Source organism: Nitrospirota bacterium (assembly GCA_013388455.1).
GTDB lineage: Bacteria > Nitrospirota > Thermodesulfovibrionia > Thermodesulfovibrionales > SM23-35 > JACAFF01.
On the sequence record JACAFF010000041.1, the window covers coordinates 40897 to 57512 of the forward strand.

At 36.3% G+C, this 16616-nt stretch carries 15 protein-coding genes; 3 read left to right on the forward strand and 12 right to left on the reverse strand.

Annotation, left to right across the window (positions count from 1 at the left end):
* Window positions 1-104: 104 nt before the first annotated feature.
* The 6 genes from HXY53_10120 to HXY53_10145 all read right to left on the reverse strand — a co-directional run bounded on the left by HXY53_10120 (window position 105) and on the right by HXY53_10145 (window position 7712).
* Entirely contained in the window at window positions 105-923 is an 819-nt protein-coding gene (locus tag HXY53_10120; GenBank protein ID NWF76898.1) for an EamA family transporter, read from the reverse strand.
* Window positions 923-2080 carry a nicotinate phosphoribosyltransferase gene (locus HXY53_10125; protein ID NWF76899.1) on the reverse strand — a complete coding sequence of 386 codons (1158 nt, stop codon included), beginning with the start codon at window positions 2078-2080 and terminating at the stop codon, window positions 923-925. Before HXY53_10125 ends, HXY53_10120 begins: the two co-directional genes overlap by 1 nt.
* Before the next feature lie 240 nt (window positions 2081-2320).
* Entirely contained in the window at window positions 2321-3448 is a 1128-nt protein-coding gene (locus HXY53_10130) for an acetoin utilization protein AcuC (GenBank protein NWF76900.1), read from the reverse strand.
* Between the two features lie 20 nt (window positions 3449-3468).
* Window positions 3469-6003, reverse strand: a complete 2535-nt coding sequence (locus tag HXY53_10135; GenBank protein ID NWF76901.1) for an FtsX-like permease family protein — start codon at window positions 6001-6003, stop codon at window positions 3469-3471.
* An 18-nt stretch (window positions 6004-6021) separates the two neighbouring features.
* Window positions 6022-6666 (reverse strand): ABC transporter ATP-binding protein, encoded by a 645-nt coding sequence (locus tag HXY53_10140; protein ID NWF76902.1) that lies wholly within the window; start codon window positions 6664-6666, stop codon window positions 6022-6024.
* Window positions 6663-7712 carry a carotenoid 1,2-hydratase gene (locus HXY53_10145; protein NWF76903.1) on the reverse strand — a complete coding sequence of 350 codons (1050 nt, stop codon included), beginning with the start codon at window positions 7710-7712 and terminating at the stop codon, window positions 6663-6665. The genes HXY53_10140 and HXY53_10145 overlap by 4 nt, the downstream gene beginning before the upstream one ends.
* Window positions 7713-7787: 75 nt before the next feature.
* Between HXY53_10145 and HXY53_10150 the strand changes: the two genes are divergently transcribed.
* Entirely contained in the window at window positions 7788-9029 is a 1242-nt protein-coding gene (locus HXY53_10150; protein NWF76904.1) for a replication-associated recombination protein A, read from the forward strand.
* A gap of 1 nt (window position 9030) precedes the next feature.
* On the forward strand, window positions 9031-11406 hold the full coding sequence (locus HXY53_10155; GenBank protein NWF76905.1) for an endonuclease MutS2: 2376 nt from the start codon (window positions 9031-9033) through the stop codon (window positions 11404-11406).
* 400 nt (window positions 11407-11806) lie between these two features.
* Here the strand turns inward: HXY53_10155 and HXY53_10160 are convergent, their stop codons facing one another.
* The 3 genes from HXY53_10160 to HXY53_10170 form a co-directional block, all read right to left on the reverse strand.
* A complete protein-coding gene (locus HXY53_10160; protein NWF76906.1) occupies window positions 11807-11971 on the reverse strand; it encodes a ribbon-helix-helix protein, CopG family in 165 nt (54 codons plus the stop codon).
* Window positions 11972-12082: 111 nt separating this feature from the next.
* Entirely contained in the window at window positions 12083-13168 is a 1086-nt protein-coding gene (locus HXY53_10165) for an alcohol dehydrogenase catalytic domain-containing protein (protein NWF76907.1), read from the reverse strand.
* A 2-nt stretch (window positions 13169-13170) separates the two neighbouring features.
* Complete coding sequence (locus HXY53_10170; GenBank protein ID NWF76908.1) at window positions 13171-13419, reverse strand: hypothetical protein; 249 nt, start codon at window positions 13417-13419, stop codon at window positions 13171-13173.
* 309 nt (window positions 13420-13728) lie between these two features.
* Between HXY53_10170 and HXY53_10175 the strand changes: the two genes are divergently transcribed.
* The gene (locus HXY53_10175) at window positions 13729-13935 is read left to right on the forward strand and encodes a hypothetical protein (protein ID NWF76909.1); all 207 of its coding nucleotides are present in this window, start codon (window positions 13729-13731) and stop codon (window positions 13933-13935) included.
* Window positions 13936-14029: 94 nt separating this feature from the next.
* Here HXY53_10175 and HXY53_10180 read toward each other — a convergent pair whose 3' ends face one another.
* The 3 genes from HXY53_10180 to HXY53_10190 form a co-directional block, all read right to left on the reverse strand.
* The gene (locus HXY53_10180) at window positions 14030-14959 is read right to left on the reverse strand and encodes a DUF2950 domain-containing protein (GenBank protein NWF76910.1); all 930 of its coding nucleotides are present in this window, start codon (window positions 14957-14959) and stop codon (window positions 14030-14032) included.
* A 92-nt stretch (window positions 14960-15051) separates the two neighbouring features.
* Entirely contained in the window at window positions 15052-16257 is a 1206-nt protein-coding gene (locus HXY53_10185; GenBank protein ID NWF76911.1) for a DUF3300 domain-containing protein, read from the reverse strand.
* 119 nt (window positions 16258-16376) lie between these two features.
* The coding region (locus tag HXY53_10190) for a PAS domain-containing sensor histidine kinase (protein ID NWF76912.1) at window positions 16377-16616 on the reverse strand (240 nt) is incomplete at its 5' end.

Below are 16616 nucleotides of genomic sequence, written 5' to 3' on the forward strand. Positions count from 1 at the left end.
CTAATATAATATATAGCATATGCTTAATTATTTGTCAAATATTTTTTACACCGAAAAATACAATTAGAATAACTTAGTCGAGTTGACTAAAAACCAATGAAAATCTACCCCTTGAACGCAAGGTAACCAGAAAAAATAATAAGAACTCCTCCCATAATGGTATTTATTCCTGGCATTTCGAAGAGGAATATAACACTAAACATGATTGCACAGACAGGCTCAAGATAACCAAGGACTGCTGCCTTGTTTGCTGTAACTTTTTGAAGGCCTTTGTAGTAAAGAATAGGTGCAATTGTTGAATGGATTATTCCCATGACCAGAAAAATCCAGATAGCTTTTAAAGGAAAATCTTTAACAAATGGTAAAAGGAATATCCCAAGAAATAGATTTATAAAAAAAGTTAACACTAAAGGATGAAACTGCTGTGAATATTTTCTGAGCAATATAATGACGATTGCATAGGCAAATCCTGATATAAGGCCTGCTATTATGCCTGCTGTCATAGTTTTTTCAAAAGCAAATCCGTCCAGCATAATCCAGAGACCTGAAGATGCCAGTAATATTATAATAATAATTCTTTTTGTTATGATTTCACGAAGTAAAACAGGTGCTAAGATTGCAACAATTACAGGTGCAGTGTAATGGGTTAACACAGCATTAGCTATTGTGGTATTCTGGAAAGCATAAAAATAGGTGAAAGTATTTATAAGTGAAAATATTCCCAGTATCAAAGGATACTTTATATTCTTGATCTGAAACAACTGCTTGCGATAATTTTTATGGCATAAAATAATTGCCTGAATAATCAGTGAAACTCCATTAACATAGAAAATAAGTATATGCACTGGAACATCTGATAATCTTACGAAAATTCCAAGTGAACTCCAGAGAAAAATGGCAATGAGAATGTAGATTGAAGGCATTATAGAGAGATATCTCTGATGTTATCGAGAACAAACTTTCTTATTTCAGAAGGCTGTTCTATCTTAATTAGTTGTTTGCCTTTATCAATTACTGGAATAAGTATATCTTCAAATTTCTTTCCACATAAGCATTTATATTTTTCTCTATTATTCGGTACAATCTTATCTGATTTACACTTCGGACATCTCAAAAGCCGTTTGCTCCCTGACCATTTGCCCCTTTTTGCCAGAGGTTTTCCTTCAATCTCCATAATATCCATAGCAAAATCCACAACAGGAGCATTGCTTATTGAAGTGCCTATTCCATAACCGTCAACCAGTGGATTCAAAACTTGCATATCATCTTCTTTAATTCCACCGCTTACATAAAATCTTATATGCTTATATCCCCTCAGATTAAGTTCCCATCTACATTCCTCAAGAATCCTGTAGAAATCTCCCCTTCTTGAACCGGGGGTATCAAACCTGACAGCAAAAAGCCTTTTACCCAAAGCTTCAGCCACATTTAATACCTCAAACTTCTCATCAAGAAAAGTATCAATAAGTGCAACTCTCTTTATTTTGGGCTCAAGAATTTCATCGTATGCCTTTAAAGCATCTACTGTTGACTCAAAGCACAAAACAAGCGCATGTGGCATTGTGCCCATTGGATCTTCACCAATTAATTCACCTGATTTTATTACTGCGACACCATCACATCCACCTATATAAGCGTTCCTTTCTATCATAGGAGCAAGTATAGGATGCATTCTACGCGCTCCAAAACTGATAACAAGTTTTTCGCCAGCAAGCTTTTTAAAACGTGCAGCCATTGTTGCAACACCTGAAGCCTGACAGATAAGACCAAGGATTGCTGTCTCATATAAACAGAAGTCCTGATATCTGCCTTCTATCTCCATAATGGGTTCATAGGGATAAAAGACTGTTCCTTCTTTTAATGCTCTAACTTTAACCGGCAGATGTTTCATCAGATAGAGTGCCTCTTCAAGACCAGCAAATATAGCCCATTGCCATTTTTCAGGAAGACTTTTAGCAATAAATTCTGCTTTGACTACAGGATTTATTCCTTTTGTCTTGAGGATTCTTAAAGACCTTTCAAAATAAACATCGGTAATTTTCCCCTTAATAATGTCCTCTGGACTTGCTATGTGAAACATATGAATTCTCCTTCAGGTTTTACTTTTAAAGATTGCAATAGTATATCATTTAACCCTCTCCTTCATCCCCTCCCTTCAAAGAATGGGACTATTTATCAGCCATCGCCCACTGAGGGAAAGGGCATTGTTGAAGGGGGTCGTAGTTTATATACAGCCTCTAATCAGTTTGAAACCTTTTATCAATCTTCCTTCAAGAGTTCTTTGATTAAATTTAGCGAAATCATTCTCAGTGCTAAATCCTCATATGCCGTGATATCTGAAGATGTTATCTTTTACATAACGGACAACGCGTTCTACTTCTGTTTTGATTATCTCCCTTTTTATTGATGATTCATCATATTCCTTATCATCAATCATTTTATTCTGAAAACCATATTGAGCATAGTTACTGAGAAATTCTTGTGGAATATAATCAGGTAACTCAACACTATTCATTATCGCCCAGGCTAAAGTCCATGCCCTTGCAACATTAGACATATTATATCCTCCACCACCCAAAGCAACCCATTTTGGAGATATATCTTTTATCCTTCTGACAACCTCATAAAAACCCTTTATTGAATAACTCAGATGTGCAAGAGGGTCATTATAAAAAGAATCCACTCCGAGTTGACTGACAACAATATCTGGTTTAAATTTATCTATAATTGGCGGAACAACTTCATTGAAGGCGTAAAGAAAGAGCTCGTCATCTGAAGCTGGAGGCAAGGGAATATTTATTGAAAATCCCAAACCATCACCCTCTCCTGCTTCAGTTTCAAAACCTGTCCCCGGAAAGAGTGTATTACCGGTTTCGTGAATGGATATTGTTAATACCTTATTCGTTTTATAAAAAGCAGCCTGCACACCATCACCATGATGTGCATCTATATCGATATAAGCCACCCTGAATCCTTTCTTCTGAAGTGACATAATTGCGAGAACGGGATCATTGATATAGCAAAAACCTGATGCATAATTTGACATTGCATGATGAAGACCTCCGGCAAAATTAAATGCAACATCAACCTCACCATTTGCCACCAGAGATGCTGCCTTCAATGACGCTCCTGCAACAAGGCTTGACCAGTCATATAGTCCTTTAAAAGCAGGGTTATCACCAATACCGATTCCATAAAATTCAGCCACAGGAATCATACGTCCATTATTTAAAATTTTCAAGATATCAATATAGCCCTCATCATGAAACATCAGCATATCTTCCTTACTCGCCATTATTGGCTCTACGAGTTTTGTGTCTGGCAAAGAAAGCAGTCCGCAGGCTTTAATAAGCTCATACGTAAGTTTAAGTCTAAAGGTTTTTAAAGGATGATCCGGCCCATATTCAAATGCAACAAAATCATCTAAATATATAAGAGCAGTTTTCATTGTTTAATGTCTCTACCTTTTCACTCAAAACTTATAAATCTTTTCGGATCAATCTTTCTGGCAACTTTTGAAGGCAGAAAGCCAGCAAATAATGTTGTGAGAAAAAGGATAACTGTCACAATTGATAAATAGAAATATGGCAGACTGAAATTTATCTTCCATCCGAATGAAATCTTATTCACTACATGCATAAAGATTATGCTCATTAAAGGGCCGAGGAGCATCCCCAGTAATATCCCTGTAATACCTACTACAGCCGCTGAAAGGATCAGGGTCTGCTGTATCTGCTGCCATTTTCCCCCAAGATACCTGATTATGCTTATTTCCCTTTTTCTTTCGAATACAAGTGCAAGCAAGGTATTGATAACCCCTATAAGTGAGACAATGATAGATATGAATTCAATTGCATATGTTATAGCAAAACTTTTATTGAAAATATCCATGATTTTGTCACGAAGCCCCTGATTATTCCATATCTCAACAGCATAGTAAGGGGATAGTCTTTCTTTTAGCTTCTGGATAAAAGCATCAATATTAACACCCTCTTTCACATAAACACTGAATTGTGTTGCATCATCAAGTCCCCAAAACTTTTTCAACCATTTCCTGTCAATATATACAAAGCCTGATGTTGTAGAATAACTTGAAGAAACATCATTTATTCTGAATGATTGTCTACCTTCCGGCGTATCGAGTTCAATAAAATCTCCTTTTTTTAATCCATATTTTATGCTCAGATAATCAGAGATGCCAGCAACTTTCTCCTCTCCCTCCATCTCTTTTAGAATAGCATCGTATTCCCTTTCAAAATACCTTTTTGCCGAGTATTTCCTTTTTACTTTTATATCAGCAAATCCTGCGATAACTTTTCTACCGTTCAATTCAATGTATAATGCGCGAAATTTGTCAACACCTGTAACTTCAGGAAAATTCCTCACAATATCAATTACTTCTTCTGAGATAGGATAGAAACAATAATTGGATTTACATGACGCCGGCTTTATGTAAACGTCTGCTGTAATATATTGATTTATCCATCCTCTCAGGGAGTTTCTGAATGAAAATATCAGCGTAAAAAGTGCGATAATCAGTGAACTGCTGATAGCTACACTCATTAAAGCAACTGAAAACCTGTATATATTTCCTTGCATATCAGCAAGTGTAATTCTTCCTATTGCCCTGAATATTTTTTCTGAGGGTCTTTTAATAAGACTTAACAGTAACGAAAGATATAAGGGCGATATAAATGTAAAGCCGGCAATTATAAAAAGGATTCCCAGATAAGCAAGAACAGGGAATTCAAAGGGAGTATATATATAATCGAGATAAGATATAATGATTCCACTTATAATGAAAACAATCCCTGCTAATGAAAATATTTTTTTGTATTTTCTGAACTTATATTCAAATGACCCTTCTCTTATACTTTCATTCGGTCTTATTTTTGAAGCCTCATAAGCAGGGATTGTTGATGCAATAAGTGATATAATCAATCCCAGAAGTAAAGCCATAATCACATCACGTCCTGTGATTATGTAATCGGAGATGGATATTGTGCTGTACATGGTAGAGATTGTTTTTTCTACAGCGACTACAGAAAAATATGCAGTTAATTGGCCAAATAATATCCCAAGCAATGAGCCTGATATGCCGAGGAAAATCCCCTGAACAGTGAAAAGAATAATAACGGTTTTCCTGTCAGCCCCGATCCCTCTCAAAATACCTATCTCTGTCCTTCTTTTCACAACAGAAATGAATATCGTGTTATAAAGCAGGAATATCCCAACGAGTATGGCAACAAGACTTATAAACTGGAGATTGTATCGGAATGATGCAATAAGCGACTTCTGATTTCTGAATATATCTTCTTTTTTCTGAATCTTTAAATGAGATGGTAACTTGTTCTGTATCTTATCTGCAGTCTCATCGTCGGTATGGAGGTCAATCCGGGTGAGATAGCCGTATCGTTTAAAATACTCCTGGAAGTCTCCAATATCCATTATCAGCGTGTTTTCATTAAGTGATTCTGTATCAATAATATCAAGTATTTTTAAAGGATACTGTCTGTCATAAACCAATGGCGTGATAATGTCATTTTTTTTCAACGAATACGTATCAGCAAATTTTCTGGTAATAAGTACCCCGTTGATTTCTTTATAGAATTCTTCTCTATATGGAATTTTTTCAGGTGCAATATTTAAATAGCGAAGTGCTTTGACAGAATATAGACCATAAATGTCAATCGTTTCTTTTATTTCGGGGATGTAGCCAAATGTTTTCAGGACAGGGAAGCTTTCTTCTTCAATTATGCGGACATCCTTGTATATTGTTTCATCAAAATCTATGCCTCCGATATCATAGATTTCGTAATTTTCATATGGACTCAATCCTTTGATACTCGATTCAAATGATGATATTGCCTGATCAGAAGCAACCTTTACCCCAACAAAAAGCCCAACACCAAGTGCAATACCGATAACAGACAGGAAGGTAAGAAATTTCTCTTCCTTCATATTTTTAATCACGAGAAGCTTTATTAGTTTCAATATTTGCATGCTGTTATTAATTACTTCTTACTTTATTATGAATCCATCCTTTATCCTTATAATTCTTTTTGCATATTCAGCTATATAAGATTCATGTGTAACAAGTATTATGGTTTTTCCTGTCTCCTTTGCCAGTTGTGTAATCAATTCCATAATCATTATCCCTGTCTCGCTGTCTAAACTTCCTGTCGGCTCATCAGCAAGTATGATTTCAGGGTTATGTATTAATGCCCTTGCTATTGCAACTCTCTGTTGTTCTCCACCTGAAAGTTGATATGGATAAACGTTCTCCTTACCTTTAAGTCCAACACGTTCAATAATTTCGTAGACCTTCTTTATGTTTTCATCTCCATTAAGAAGCAATGGCATTTGAATATTTTCAACAACTGAAATATTCGGCAAAAGATTAAAGAACTGAAAAATAAAGCCTACTTTCTTTCGTCTGTAAAGTGTAAGCTGTTCATCTGTATATGCCGATATCTCTGAACCATTAACAAAGATACTTCCTTTTTCTGGTTTGTCCATACCACCGATAAGATTAAGCAATGTGGATTTTCCAGAACCTGAACTACCCATAATCGAAATAAATTCGGCTTTTTCTACCTCAAGATTTATACCCTTGAGAACTCTATTATTCCCGTAATATTTTTCTACACCTTCGAGTTTTATCATTCTCGGTACCCTGTCATCTCTACATATGCCCTTCCTTTTGAAGTCCCGTCAACCTCACATGTGCCTTCCCAGTAATAATTACCAGTTGTTCCATAAGCCAGAAATTCCTGATCTTTAATAAGGGGTGTAACGAAAAGGATAAGATTTTCGGATTGAAGCCAGATTTCCCACTTAGAAGGATATCTTGCCTTTGTTTTTTTAGATTTATAGTGAGTTAAGACTTTTATATTAAAATCATTTCTTGAAAGCTTTCGGTATTTACCACCGGGATATACGAGCGTTCCTGATGAATATTTATCTATAGAACCATCTTTATTTCTGATCATGTAGAGCATTATTTCTCTTCCGTCGTCAAGCTGTATCGCAAACCAGTCCCATCCTTTCTGATTATCTGAAAGGCTTCTTGATGAGATTTCCCTGTCAAACCAGCTCTTCCCTTTTACATTAAACGAATGATTACCTATCTTTAATATCCCTTTGGTTTTCATATTTGTATAAGAAAAATATATCGAAGAAATCAAAGATGATTCTTCTGACTTTCTTGAATATCCATTCTCACCGTTAAGAACAACAGGCTTTGATGGAATCAACTCAAGATCGATCATATTACTGCTATCAAAAGCCTTTATGTGCATTTTATTCATTTTACCTTTCAATGTATTCTCCTCAACCCAGACATTCAGTTCATCTTCTTTTGCACCTGCGAACCCATATGCCCCTGAATCTCCTTTGTCATAAAAATAAAATTTATTATTGTTTACATCAGAGATGGCAAAATGCGAAATATATATCTTGTTTACGCCGAATTGAGATTTGTAATTCCTTTTCTGAACATTCACAACAAAGAATGTAAGCTCGTATCCAAATTCTCTGCCATTCATATCAAACAAATGTCCTGTAAAATACCACCACTGGACTCTATAGTCTTTTTTGAAATAAAAATCCTCTGGAAGTTTTACTCTGTAGTCAGGTGTAACATCAAGGTATTCCTGAGAAAAGGCAGAAGAGGATAAAAAAAGTAACAAAACCAGAATTAATTTTTTCATGCTATTAATATTTTACCAATGAGATGATGAATTAGATAGCTTGAAAATTTCTTTCCATTTAGGCAAACATAATTTATGGAACTATTTAAAGACAGGGCTATTTCATCCTCTTCTCCACCTCTCGCTTTTAGAATGTGTCCTCAAACCCTTGATGAATACATAGGTCAGGAGCATATACTCGGGGCTGGCAAATTACTTAGAAGGGCGATAGAGGCAGATAGAATTTCATCAATCATACTTTATGGGCCCCCTGGAACAGGGAAGACCGCACTTGCGCGGGTGATTGCAGAAAAAACAAAATCCTATTTCGAATGGCTCAACGCGGCAACTATCGGACTCGATGAAATCAGAAAAGTTATAAAAGATGCAAGGAAAAGAAAAACAAATGGGATAAACACTATCGTATTTCTTGACGAAATCCACCGCTTCAATAAGTTACAACAGGATGCTTTGCTTCCTGATGTTGAGGAAGGAAATATTGTACTTATTGCTGCAACAGTTGAAAATCCATTTTTTTACGTCAATTCAGCTTTACTCTCGAGAAGTCAGGTCTTCGAATTGAAGCCTCTTTCAGAAGAAAATATTTTAAAAATTTTGAATCATGCACTGCTTGATAAAAAACGGGGGTTTGGCAATCAGGATGTTATCATTGATGAAGATGCACTTAAGCACATCGCTAAAATGTCTGATGGAGATGCAAGAAAGGCTTTATCTTCACTTGAGATTGCTGTTCTTACAACTGCGCCGGATAAACATGGGAAGATTTATATAAATTTGCAAACAGCAGAGGAGTCTATTCAGAAAAAAGTAGTTGTTTATGACAAGAAAGGTGATCAGCATTTTGATACAATCTCAGCATTTATAAAAAGTATGCGCGGCTCAGATCCTGATGCAGCTATTTATTATCTTGCGAAGATGATTTATGCTGGAGAAGACCCACGTTTTATAGCGAGACGTATCGTTATATGCGCATCAGAAGATGTTGGGAACGCAGACCCAATGGCACTGATTGTTGCAACCTCTGCTTTAAGAGCAGTTGAATTCATTGGAATGCCTGAGGCAAGAATTCCTCTTGCACAAGCTGTTATATACATTGCAAATGCACCTAAGAGTAATGCCTGTTATAAAGCAATTGAAGGTGCTTTGAAAGACATTTCTACTGAAGAAACTATTGAGGTGCCGAATCATCTGAAAAACAGCCACTATTTAGGAGCAAGAAAACTTGGTCATGGCAAAGATTATAAGTATCCTCACGATTACGGCGGATATGTTGAACAGGAATACTTGAAAAAGAAAAAGAAATACTATAATCCCTGACATGACAATCCCTTCGAATACTTTTAAACTCCTTGAATTCGATAAGCTTCTTAGCTTTATTGCTGATTATTCAAATAGTGAGGCATCAAGGAATTCTGTGCTTAAGATTCATCCCATGCATGATAAAGATAATATTGAGAACAGATTCAGACAAATCGCTGAGATCCGCAAGTTATCTAATGAAGGCAATCCTTTGAAGTTATCCCCTTTTACGGATATATCCGATCTTATCTCAAAAATAAGACCTGAAGGTTCTGTCCTCGATGCCAGTGAACTTTCTGAATTCATTCCCGTATTAAGCATTTCTTATCACATATCAGAACAGATGAAAAACAGATTTGATCTACCCTTTTTAAAAAAGCTTACAGACCATCTAACAGGATTTCCTGATATTCTTGAAATACTTGAAAAATCGATAGACAGCGAAGGGAATATTCTTGACAGCGCTTCATATCTAATTGCTGAACTGCGTGGAAAGATAAGGACACTCGAGGGAAGGATAAGGAAGAATCTTGAAGAGATAATCAGGGATAGTCGAATCTCTGTTTTTTTGCAGGATAATTTTATTACAACAAGATCAGGCAGATGGGTCATACCAGTAAGGATGGACTCGAAAGGAATGGTTCAGGGGGTGGTTCACGATGTCTCAAAGTCAGGAGAAACTGCATTTATAGAACCGCTCGGCATTATTAATCTTACAAATGAACTTGAAAATCTCAGGGCTGAACATAAAGCTGAGGAGATTCGTATTCTCAGGAATCTCTGTTCAATCATAAGAAACGTGATACATGAATTACAGGCTGAATTTAAAACTATTGTTTATCTCGATGTTCTAAATTGTATCGCAAAGTTTTCAGACCTTTTAGAGATGGAAAATCCACAAATCAATACTTCTGATTCGATTCATCTCATACAGGCGAGACATCCTCTCCTCCAGCTAACATTGCAGAGGATGGGAAATAATACACAAAAAATAGTTCCTCTCGACGTTCGATTAGGTACTGAGAACACGGTAATGGTTATAACTGGTGCGAATGCAGGGGGTAAAACCATAGCTATCAAGACAATAGGACTTCTACTTCTCATGGCCTTATCTGGTATGCCTGTCCCTGCCAAATCATCTACTGCATTTCCGATAGTTCAGAACGTCCTCGTCGACATCGGTGATGAGCAATCAATAGAAACAAACCTCTCAACATTCTCTGCACATATATCTAATATCTCAGACATTCTTAAAAAAACAACCTCTAAAACTGTTATCCTTATTGATGAACTTGGCACAGGTACTGATCCTGAAGAGGGGGCAGCTTTATCATGTGCAATTTTACAGGAAATGAGGAAGAAGGGAGCTCTTGTTTTTGCCACTACTCATTTGTCAGAAATTAAGGGATTTGTTCATAAAACAGAAGGCATGATAAATGCCTCTATGGAATTTGATCAAAAAATGCTTACTCCACTATACAGATTACGTATTGGTGAACCTGGACAGTCTCATGCTCTTGAAATAGCCACAAGATACGGTTTGCCGAAAATTATAATCGAAACAGCAAAAAAAATGCTGGGAACACAAAAAATCGATTTTGACAGAATGATAGTAGATCTGCATGAAAAAAGGATGCAGTATGAAAAATTACTTGAGGACCTCAGAAAACAGCATTCAGAGTTGGACAAAAAAAGTAGCACATTGATACAGAAAACACACGATTTCGAAAAAAACAAAAAGGAGATTCTTGCAAATGCATATAAGGAAGCTTTAGATATAATATCTGCTACCAAAAGACAAATGAATACTCTTCTTGATGAATTAAAGAAAAAGGGAAGAGCCGAAAGTCGTAAAATTATTAAACAGATTGATTCAACAATGGATTCTGTTTTAGAAAATCTAAAAAAACATGATAAAGAAAATAATCAAATTCTTACAATAAATGAAATCAACAAGGGTGACATTGTCTTTGTCCGATCCCTTGGTCATGATGCAATGATCACTGACATAAATTCTAAGCAAAATCGTGTAAAGGTAATTACTGGCAATTTAGAAATTGAAATCCCGTTATCTGATTTAAGTAAAAAAAGAGGAGATATTTTACCTCTTGAAAAGACATACACATTATTTACAGAAAAATTTGACAAAACTGTCTCCTCAAGGCTTAACCTTGTCGGACTGCGGGTTGACGAAGCAATATCAAAACTCGAACATTTCATCAACCATGCCTCCTTATCAGATTTACGTGAAATAACAATAATTCACGGTATCGGTAAAGGCCTGTTAATGAAAGCAATACACGAACATCTCTCGAACCATCCGCTGATCGTTTCTTTCAGAAGTGGAACACCTGAAGAAGGAGGAATCGGCGTAACTATTATAAAACTGTCTTAACCCGAATAATGCAATTAAAATAATGCCCATGTCTTGAACGACGAGATTCCTCACCCCGCTCGGAATGCAGGTTTTTATCGCTGGATTTGGCTATATATAAATACAGACTTGTCCAAAACAAGAAAATTGATATGGCTGAATAACTCATAAACACATAAATCGACAAGTTATTTATATGGCTAACGCGGGTGGAATTTTAAAATCAGAGATCTAAAGCAATTCTTAATGCTTCATTCGTTTGAATTAATAAGTACCTGACTGCTTACTATAACGAATACACGAAATTTTTCGGGGGCATGAGGGGCTCCTTTATATACACGGTATAGGTCACCGCGTTTCATAATCCACCTGATAAGAAAGGACATCTTCAGCTTCCTCGTTGAGTTTATCAGCCTTCTTATTAAGAATAATAAGGTCCTTCATTCCTTTCTAATTTAACCTGCCTTTCAATATAGTCCCTTACTGCCTTCTCAATAAATTCCGATTTATTCTGCTGCCTTCCGGCCAGATTTTCAATATTTCTAATAAGTTCTTCCGGAAGAGTGATTGATGTCTTAATTTTCACACCACCAATATACTACTAATATCTTACTAACATCAATACTTAATCGATAAATGCATCCTTCAGTAGTTTGCTCTGTCTTTCGAATGCCTGTCTTGGATTCCGAGGGTAAATTCATGGGATGATTGCATATTTTATTCCTTTACCTTTTGATAAATTATCAAATGCCTTTTGTATATTTTTTAATGAATATCTTCCTGAAATAAGTTTCGAAAACTCAAGTTTTCCTGAACACAGAAGATTATATGCATTTCTCACATCAGTTGGGGTATAGTGAAAAACTCCTTTCAATGTTATCTCATCATAATGAATTCTTTCTGTATCGTAAGTAACCCTTGTACTTGACGGACAGCCGCCAAAGAGGATAACTGTTCCACCTCTTCTCAGATAGTTGACAGAGGACTCCCAGACTTCTGGTATCCCCGTGCATTCAAAGAGATAATCAAAGCCAATATTATTGGTAATTTTATTTAAATTAATATTCTTCTTACCTGCAAGGGTAGAGGAAATATCTTCCCTCTTGAGAGGGGTACAGGGGTGTGATTCCTCTCCCTTGATGGGAAGGGATGATATAAAATCTGCGCCCACCTTTTTTGCTACTCTCAGTTTATAAAAATGTTTATCTATTATAGTTACTAATACCCCCTTTTCTTTCAAGAGCAATGAATGCAGAAGCCCTATAGGCCCAGCTCCTATAATAAGTCCATTGTCACCTTTATTAATAGTAAGAGATTCTATACCATGAACTACACAAGATAAAGGCTCAAGCAAAGCAGATTCTTCAAAGGTTATATTTTCTGGTTTATGATAAACATTTTGTTTAACAATATGAGATGGTAAGACTATATATTCTGCAAAAGCACCTAAAACTTTTGTGTCCATTATCTTTTCGCATAGATTATAGAGCCTTTTTTTACAGTAGATACAATTAAGACATGGAGCGCTGTGAACTGCCATTATTCCATCACCTTCTTTAAATCTTCTTACTCCCCTACCAACAGCAGCGACAATTCCAGAAAATTCATGGCCAAATACTCCAGGCATAGGTATCATCGGATGGCCACGTTTATAAGCTTTGAGGTCAGTCCCGCATGTAAGCGCTGCTCTAATCTTTACAAGTATTTCTCCACGAGATGGTGACGGAGTTTTTACTTCCCGAAGTTCGATTATACCAGGTTTTACAAGAATAGTTGTAAGCAAGTTTAAATTTCCATTCTGCCACCAAGTAATTGACCTGCAATAGCGGCAAATGCAAAAATTGGTATGTATTTTATATCGATATGAGAGATAATCCTTGCAATAAATATAAGTGGTATGGGTATATGTATATATAAGAACCATCTTAGTGAATATCTTTTTGCCCTTGCTCTTGCATATCCGAAAGGAAGATTGATTAAGAGCGTAAAGACAAAAATGGCGGCAATTATATTGAATTTGCTCAAAAAATCCATAATGGAAAATAACTTAAAGATATGATATAAGTCAATTCTGTGGTAAATGCAGAAAATTTTTACATGTTTATAATATAATTTATAGAATACTTACTTATTTTATTCATAAAATTTTTCGGGTATAGACAGGACATAGTATTTAAGCGGATTTATTTTGCCGATATTCATACAGTATGTATATTAATGATTAAGAGGCAAAATCCCTCGGAGGTCAAAGACCGAGAATGAGCGAAAATACTATGTCCTGTCTTAACGAATAATCTGGACTAATTATAAAATTATAAAGTAAGAGGGATCGAAGACAAAACATTGGAAAATACTGAAGAGAAGATCAGGGAAATTCTTGAGAGTCTGCAATGTATTTTAACTGCTCATGAGAGTTGTGCAGAATTGTTAGAATTTAAAGATAACAAGGCGGTTATATATTGTGGAGGTCCGTGTAAACAATGTGACAACAGGTGTATCGAAGAAGCGATTAAAGGACAATTACCGAACGTTGAAATAATTATTCAGTAAATAAGTAATAAGAAACAAATCCAAAAAGGCAAATAAATTCAATTTAATCCAAATAATGCTGCCATTGCTCGAAAATTTATTTAACTCAATGTAATTATAAAACTGATTTTTCAACCTTTGTCCATGTTTTATCAGGATTGAATATCTTGATCGCCTCTGCTTTACGCTTTGTATTTTTGCCAAGATTTTTCTGGTATATTATACCCTGCTGATTTACCATAAAAGTCATAATGCCAGAATTTCCGTATTCTGCAGGAAAGGCTATAATAGCAAATCCAAGAATCATTTTCCCTTTTACTATATAATCATATGCTCCTCCGTAAGCATATTTCCCCTGTCCTTTCAGAATCTTGAAATAATAACCGTGGAACGGCTGGAGATTTGGATTTGCATAGCCTTCTTCAGCAGCCTGAGCAACCAATGGTCCCAGAGGACTTTCTTCACCTTCTTTTGCATCCCAATATAGACCATCATGTTTTCCTTCAGTGCTTATAATCTTTTGAGCAAATTCTACCTTTCCACTTCCTGCACAATCCTTAGTTGCATATTCATGTTGTGCATCGACAAAAGCATGAAGCACATCAATAACGCTCAATTCATTTCTGCCTATCCTTCTGTTCAGGATCTCCTGTCTTCCTTTTTGCGTATCAAAATACCATCTTGAACCCTTTTTCACAAGTGGGATAGGCATTGGCCAGTTATCAATGCCTATAGAAAGAATCATTGTATCAGCAGATTTTTGTGTAAGTGTATTCATTTCTTTATACGCTTCGAGGAATTTTTCACGATCAGTCCTATCGGATGCTTCATCTCCAGAAGAGATTAAATCTCTGCTCGCCGGACCCAACACCAAAAGAATCCTCTTCAGATTATGCATCCTTACTGCTTCAACAAGAGATTTGACTGCTTCTTCAGACGAATCAAAACCCTGCTGATCAAGGCTATCTGCCTTAATAGACGGAGCTACTGAAAACATAAATACCAGTAATACGATGAGGTAAAATATCACAGAAAACCAGTTCATCTTTTCCTTCTCATGGTATATCTTGTTATTCATTTATTTTCCTCCATCATGCATCTATAGTCATGGAAAAATTATTGTTTATTCTCATTTGGCTATCTACTGAATTTCAATCCGCTACCGCTATCAGGGAACATACCACCCGGTTGTATAATTACTTTGCTCGGACTTATTATTTGCTTACTCTTGCGGCTTTCACTTCCCCTTTCACTTGCCTTCCTCTCAAAGCTTCCATTTCCGATTCCCCTGAAAGGGGTATCCAGAACTGGCTTCTGTTTAATTTTTTTTGGTTCGGTTTTAGCTCCTGGGACAATTATTCCTTTCTGAACCTCAACAGGTTGTTCTTTTGTTTTAAATATCTTTTTCTCAGAACCTTCTTTTGGCGGATATCCACGTATTTCAGGGCTTGAAGGTGACAACCATAAAGATCCTGGTTTTGTTATGAAACGTTCTTTTGTTTTACTATCCCTGTAAGCAACTCCTTTCCTGTGATAAGGGTCATGACGCCAGTAAACCTTACCAGAAACTTGCTTTTTGTGTTCTTTGTGGAATCGCTTGGTTTTATGGACTTCTATATAAATATGATGCACATGCCAATCAAACCATACCCAAGACCACAAACCTATTCCAATAAAAAAAGGAGGTGAATAACTTATATATCCGCCGGTGATTACATACCCATAAGGATAATACCAATAATATGGAGGATAGGCTGGATACCACCATGGCCCATATACATAAATAGGGTCGTAGACTGGAATATAAATCACCTGAGTATTGGCAGGTTCAATCCTGATAATTTCTTTCTCCACGATGACTTCTTGTTCTGATGTCGTCTTGAGATTTCCCTGTTCCTGAGCTTTCCTGCGCAGTTCCTGTATAACCTCCATGACTTCATCTTCCTGAGCAAGAAATGCATCTCCTAATTTTCTGGTCTGGTCAAGTTTATCACTCATAGCAAAAAGTACGTCTGGAAAATGACATAGCGATTTTATGCTTGTATCCCATGGCTTCAGTTTCAGAGCATTGTCCAGTTCATCACCCTTCAAGCCCTTGTTCTGACGCAACCATCGCTCAGCTTCTACTACTTCGAGCGGATATGTCGATGCTATAAGTATCTGAGCTATTAGCGAATCCGGATAAAGGGCAATTGAAGCAAGCATTTGAGTGAGTTCTTCCTTTTTAAATCTTTCAGATTGTTCCGACTCACCGTAATCTTGCGCTGCTATTTCATGCGGTAACATAAGCATGGGAAATAATATCCATGCAAGAGTTATCTTAATAATTTTTATATTTCGCATAATGTCTCCTTTCAATGGTTTTCTACTAACTAATTAAACCCGAAAAATACAACCCTTTAGCAATAGAGACAGGCATATAAGTATCAAAAATATAAATATTTTTTCCGGTTTTCCCAATCTTATGTTTTTTGGCTTGGCAACGAAAAATTAAATGTTGCACCTTTATCAACTTCCCCTTCAGACCATACTTCTCCACCATGCCGGGTTACTATCCGATGCACAATGGCAAGTCCCACCCCGGTCCCGGGAAAATCCTTCTCACTATGTAAACGCTGAAATACCTTAAAAAGCTTATCTGCATATCTCATGTTAAACCCTGCCCCATTATCCTCAACACTATACACTACCTTCCCATTCTC

Coding starts and splice junctions, on each gene's coding strand:
- HXY53_10120 (NWF76898.1), bottom strand. CDS start 923: ATGCCTTCAATCTACATTCTCATTGCCATTTTTCTCTGGAGTTCACTT.
- HXY53_10125 (NWF76899.1), bottom strand. CDS start 2,080: ATGTTTCACATAGCAAGTCCAGAGGACATTATTAAGGGGAAAATTACC.
- HXY53_10130 (NWF76900.1), bottom strand. CDS start 3,448: ATGAAAACTGCTCTTATATATTTAGATGATTTTGTTGCATTTGAATAT.
- HXY53_10135 (NWF76901.1), bottom strand. CDS start 6,003: ATGCAAATATTGAAACTAATAAAGCTTCTCGTGATTAAAAATATGAAG.
- HXY53_10140 (NWF76902.1), bottom strand. CDS start 6,666: ATGATAAAACTCGAAGGTGTAGAAAAATATTACGGGAATAATAGAGTT.
- HXY53_10145 (NWF76903.1), bottom strand. CDS start 7,712: ATGAAAAAATTAATTCTGGTTTTGTTACTTTTTTTATCCTCTTCTGCC.
- HXY53_10150 (NWF76904.1), top strand. CDS start 7,788: ATGGAACTATTTAAAGACAGGGCTATTTCATCCTCTTCTCCACCTCTC.
- HXY53_10155 (NWF76905.1), top strand. CDS start 9,031: ATGACAATCCCTTCGAATACTTTTAAACTCCTTGAATTCGATAAGCTT.
- HXY53_10170 (NWF76908.1), bottom strand. CDS start 13,419: ATGGATTTTTTGAGCAAATTCAATATAATTGCCGCCATTTTTGTCTTT.
- HXY53_10180 (NWF76910.1), bottom strand. CDS start 14,959: ATGAACTGGTTTTCTGTGATATTTTACCTCATCGTATTACTGGTATTT.
- HXY53_10185 (NWF76911.1), bottom strand. CDS start 16,257: ATGCGAAATATAAAAATTATTAAGATAACTCTTGCATGGATATTATTT.